5 protein-coding genes are annotated in these 4,470 nt (G+C 68.6%); 3 read left to right on the top strand and 2 right to left on the bottom strand.

What is annotated here, in order from left to right; translation table 11 throughout:
- Nucleotides 1–760, bottom strand: a 760-nt coding sequence (locus VF794_RS28905; RefSeq protein WP_331115939.1) for a class I SAM-dependent methyltransferase, incomplete at its 3' end; no start/stop codon positions are given.
- Between the two features lie 158 nt (nt 761–918).
- Here VF794_RS28905 and VF794_RS28900 point away from each other — a divergent pair.
- From VF794_RS28900 to VF794_RS28890, 3 genes are all read left to right on the top strand, one after another.
- Complete coding sequence (locus tag VF794_RS28900) at nt 919–1,947, top strand: hypothetical protein (RefSeq protein ID WP_331115937.1); 1,029 nt, start codon at nt 919–921, stop codon at nt 1,945–1,947.
- Nucleotides 1,948–1,963: 16 nt separating this feature from the next.
- Complete coding sequence (locus VF794_RS28895) at nt 1,964–2,788, top strand: glycoside hydrolase family 25 protein (RefSeq protein WP_331115935.1); 825 nt, start codon at nt 1,964–1,966, stop codon at nt 2,786–2,788.
- Nucleotides 2,789–2,996: 208 nt separating this feature from the next.
- Nucleotides 2,997–3,821, top strand: a complete 825-nt coding sequence (locus tag VF794_RS28890; RefSeq protein ID WP_331115933.1) for a M48 family metallopeptidase — start codon at nt 2,997–2,999, stop codon at nt 3,819–3,821.
- 10 nt (nt 3,822–3,831) lie between these two features.
- Here VF794_RS28890 and VF794_RS28885 read toward each other — a convergent pair.
- Nucleotides 3,832–4,470 (bottom strand): YihY/virulence factor BrkB family protein (locus VF794_RS28885; RefSeq protein ID WP_331115931.1); only part of this gene is annotated, 639 nt, incomplete at its 5' end.

Here is a 4,470-nt window from a genome sequence, read left to right as displayed (position 1 = left end):
TCCGGGCCACCGCGTGCGCCACCTCTCCCCAGAAGGGGAAGTACAGATAGAACGCGGTGCCGTCCGACAGGTCCACATCGCGGACATCCGCGTGGATGAACTCCAGGTTCGGCAGCGCGAAACGCTCGCCATTGCGGCGCGCGGACTCGACGTACGTCTGCCCGTACTCCACGCCCTTGACCCGGGCCGAGGAGCTCGCGGCCACGGTGATGGCGAACTTCCCGTTGCCGCAGCCGAGGTCGTAGACCGTGTCGCGCTGCTCGGGACGGGTGATGGAGAGGAAGTCGGAGATGCGCTGGGCCCGCGAGGCCAGGTTCACCTGACCGAAGGGGGGCCGGTTCTGCCCGGTGGTGATGCGGGAGATGCGCAGCAGGCCATCGAGCCAGTCATCCGCCGCCGTGCTCGCGCGGCCAGTGGCCTCGGTGAAGCCGAACCCCTCCCACCGCTCCCGGAAGCGTGCCGGTGCGAGTGCTCCCGTGCGAAGCTGCTGGGCGACGTCATCTCCTGCCGCGTCCAGCGCCTCGGTCACCGAGCGGGCCCGCGCCTCCAGCGCCTCCCAGAGGGCCTGGAGCTCCGGACGTGCCCGCACATCCAGAAGGAGCAGGTCCGGCTCCACGTTCTCTTGCACGAAGGAGAAGCGCTCGAAGAGCTCCCACAGCGCGCCCAGGTCCAGCGTCCGCGAATCCTTCGACGCCAGGAGGGTTTCGGCGCGCTCGACCCACCAGGGGGCGGCGCGTGGGGTTGGGGAGGTGGGCGGCATGGGCCAGGATGGTGTCAAACCGTCAGACACCTGTCCAAAGCGAGCACGCTCGGCCCAGCACCTTCCGTGCGTCCCGTCCTTGCCCGGATTTTCACGCCACGGGTCCAAGTCTGGGTGCTCCCTCCCCGGGTATTCCGTCGTCCTGTCCGTGGGTTACGATGATGCCTATTCTCCTCTTCAGCCTCCTCAAGAAGCTCATCAAGCCCCTTGGGTTCTTGCTCCTGGCGCTCTGCTTCGCCGCGGGTGGCGCCTACCTCTACCATCGCTACCGGGACGCGGACTGGGAGCGCCGCGAGGCCGAGTACCAGCGCCAGCTGAGCGGAAAGCTCACCGACAGCGAGAAGGAAATCGAGGCGCTCAATACCCAGTTGGGCGTGGCCCGCTCGCAACTCGTCACCCAGGACTCGTTGGATGAGAAGTACAAGGCCCTGCTCACCGCGCAGGATGCCGCCTTCGAGCAGTTCCGCCGCGAGCACGCTCTCGCCCTCAAGAGCATCTCCAACTCCATCTTCGCGCTGCAGCAGCAGACCCAGGGAGGCACGGAGACGGCGCACGAGGTGACGCCGCCGCCTCCCGAGCCCGGTCAGAGCGCGACCCCAGCCGCCCGCCCGGTCATCACCTACGAGTACACCGACGCCCAGGGCCGCTTCCACCTCTCCGACCCCGACATCTGGGTGCAGGGCGACGAGGTCCTCCAGATGAAGCAGCTCTTCCGGGTCAAGGGCACCGTGTTGCAGCAGGTGGACGGCTCGCTGATGACCGAGCGCGTTCAGTTGGTCGAGGTCGCACCGGAGGAAAAGGCCGGGCAGTACCGCCAACTGGCGGAGGCCAGCCTGGTGGATGCGGACTTCACCTATACCAATGCGCCCGTGGAGGGCCCGCCGAGGGGCGGTTTGAGGTTTGGTCCCTCGTGGATGGCCACCCTGGGCACCTCGTTCCGTTCCGATGCACTCTTGCGCGTCGGGGGTTCAGCGCGCCTGGTGCGGCTGGGCGGATTCGGGCTCGCCACCGGGCTCTCCTCGGACTTCGAGTCCTGGGAGGGCACGGGCGGGGACGCCTTCCTCACCTACACCCCGTCCATCCGCGGGCGGGAGCTCGGGCTCGCGGTGGGCGGCGGCGTCCACCTGCCCCTCGGGGGCACCACGCGTGTGCGCCCCAACCTCACCCTCAACTTCGTCGTCTATTGAAATGGAGAGAAGAGCAATGTCCCGGTTCGTCCATGTGGTGAAGCGTCTGGCGCTCCTGTCGCCCCTGGGGTTGGCGGCGGCTTGCAATTCCTCGAGTGCCGCCGCGCCGGCGCCGATGCCTGCCCAGGTGCAGGCGCCCGCGGTGCCGAGCGCCACCACCGCGCCGCTGCCCCCCACCCCCGTGGTGCCCGCGCCCTCGGCGGCGCAGGCGCACACCGGCCGGCTGCTCGGCATTGATGTGTCGCACTACCAGCCCGACGTGCAGTGGGAGACCGTCAAGTCCAACGTCTCCTTCGTCTTCATCAAGGCGACGGACTCCACGAGTGGGGCGGACCCGCGCTTCGCCGCGCACTGGAGCGGGGCCAAGAAGGCGGGCCTGCCCCGCGGCGCCTACCACTTCTTCCATCCCAAGCACGACGTCGACACCCAGGTGGCCAACTTCACCAAGCACGTAAAGGCTGACCCGGGCGAGCTTCCCCCCGTCCTGGATGTGGAGGAGTTCAAGGACGAGTACCAGAGCTACAAGTGCGAGCAGCTCGCGGACATGGTCAAGCGCTTCTCCCAGGGCGTGGAGAAGGAGCTCGGGCGCAAGCCGATGATCTACACCAACCACCAGACCTGGCAGCAGAGCTTCTGCGACCATCCCTACTTCGTGGACCATCCGCTCTGGCTCGCCGCCTACACCCAATCCACCGAGCCCAAGCTGCCCAAGGGTTGGACGCGCTGGAACTTCTGGCAGTACACGGAGAGCGGAAAGGTCACGGGCATCTCCGGCCAGGTCGACCAAAGCTATTTCAACGGCAGCCTCGAGGAGCTCAAGGCCCTCCTCGCCGCGAAGTAGGTAGGGCGCGGTGTCGCCGCCCATGCTGGCCCACCGCGCGCCCGCTCATGGGCCCGCTGGGATGGCTGCTCCTGGCGACGGTGCATATTCGTCCATGGCCGACGTCCCAGAAGGTCCAGGGTCACAGGCCGCTTGCGGTGGACACGGCGCGCTGAGTACGAGGCCGGGTCGTCTGACGGTGGCGGTCACACCAGAAGGAAGGAACAACATGCAACGGATTCTCTCGATGGTTCTGGGCCTCGCGCTGAGCCTGGGTCTGGCAACGGGGTGCGCGACGACCAAACGCATGAACGTGGGGCGCACGGCGGCGGCCCTCCTCATCTCGGATCAGCAGGAGGAGCAGCTCGGCAAGCAGGTGAAGACGGAACTCGAGACGAAGGAGAAGATCAAGTACGTCGAGGATCCGGCGGTGCTGGAGTACGTGCGCAGCGTGTCCACCCCCATCCTCCAGGCGGCCAACCGGGACCGGGCGAACGTGAAGTGGAAGGTGAGCGTCATCGACGACCCGAAGATGGTGAACGCGTTCGCCACGCCGGGCGGCTACCTGTACGTGTACACGGGGCTGCTGCTGGCGGCCGAGAACGAGGCGGAGCTGGCCGGCGTCATGGGGCACGAGGCGGCTCACGTGGTGGGCCGGCACTCGGCGCAGGCGATGATGCTCCAGTACGGCGAGCAGGCCGTCATCGAGGCGGCGCTCGGGAAGAACGCGAACACGGTGGCACAGCTCGCCGCGGGGCTGGCCGGCACGGGCGCGGGGCTGGCCTTCAGCCGCGGCAACGAGACGGAGGCCGATGAGCTCGGCGCGAGGTACACGTCCGCGGCGGGCTACGATCCGCGCGGGCTGGTGACCTTCTTCCAGAAGCTGGCGGCGAAGGAGGGCCAGACGCCGGGGGTGCTCAAATGGCTGAGCACGCACCCGCCGAGCGCGGATCGCGTGAACCACCTGAATGGCTTCATCTCGAAGAACGGGCTGACGGGCACGAATGTCGGGGCGGACCGACTGGCCCCCATCAAGCAGCGCCTGCGCAAGTAGGCCCCGGGCCTCAGGGCACCGGAGGAGAGGTCCCCGGCCCCTCCCCGGTGCGCTCCGCCTCCCCGTTGGCGGTCTCACGGACCTCGGCGGGGGGCTCGACGTCGGGAGAGGCGCGCTCGGCCATGCGCCGACGCCAGCGCCAGAAGGCCAGCCGCTCGCGCCCCGAGCGGCTGCCCCCGGTGGCGCCGGGCTTGAGGTGGGGCGGCTCGATGGGTGAGGGCTGTCCGGCCGCCTGCGCCGCCTCGGCCTCGGCGTGCTCGAGGACGGCATTCACCTCGCCGCCGACGATGAAGATGAGGCCGGTGAGGTAGAGCCACAGCAGCAGCACGACGGCGCCGCCGATGGAGCCATAGGTGACGTTGTAGCGGCCGAAGTGCTCGACGTACTGGGTGAAGCCCCAGGTGGTGAGCAACCACAGCACGCTCGCGAGCAGCGCGCCGGGGGACAGGAAGCTGTAGCGGTGGCGCACGGCGGGCAGGCGCCAGTAGCACAGGGCGAGCGCCAGCATGACGAGCGCGGTGATGGCGGGCCAGCGCAGCCAGAACCACACGGCGTGGTAGGCGTTGAGCACGTGCAGGTGCTGGGCGATCCACTCCCCCAACCGCCCGCCCAGGAGGAACAGGGTGAGGGTCACGGGGATGAACAGCGA

The organism is Archangium sp., from assembly GCF_036389735.1.
Taxonomy (GTDB): Bacteria; Myxococcota; Myxococcia; order Myxococcales; family Myxococcaceae; genus Archangium.
This window is presented reverse-complemented; position numbering and strand designations above follow the sequence as displayed.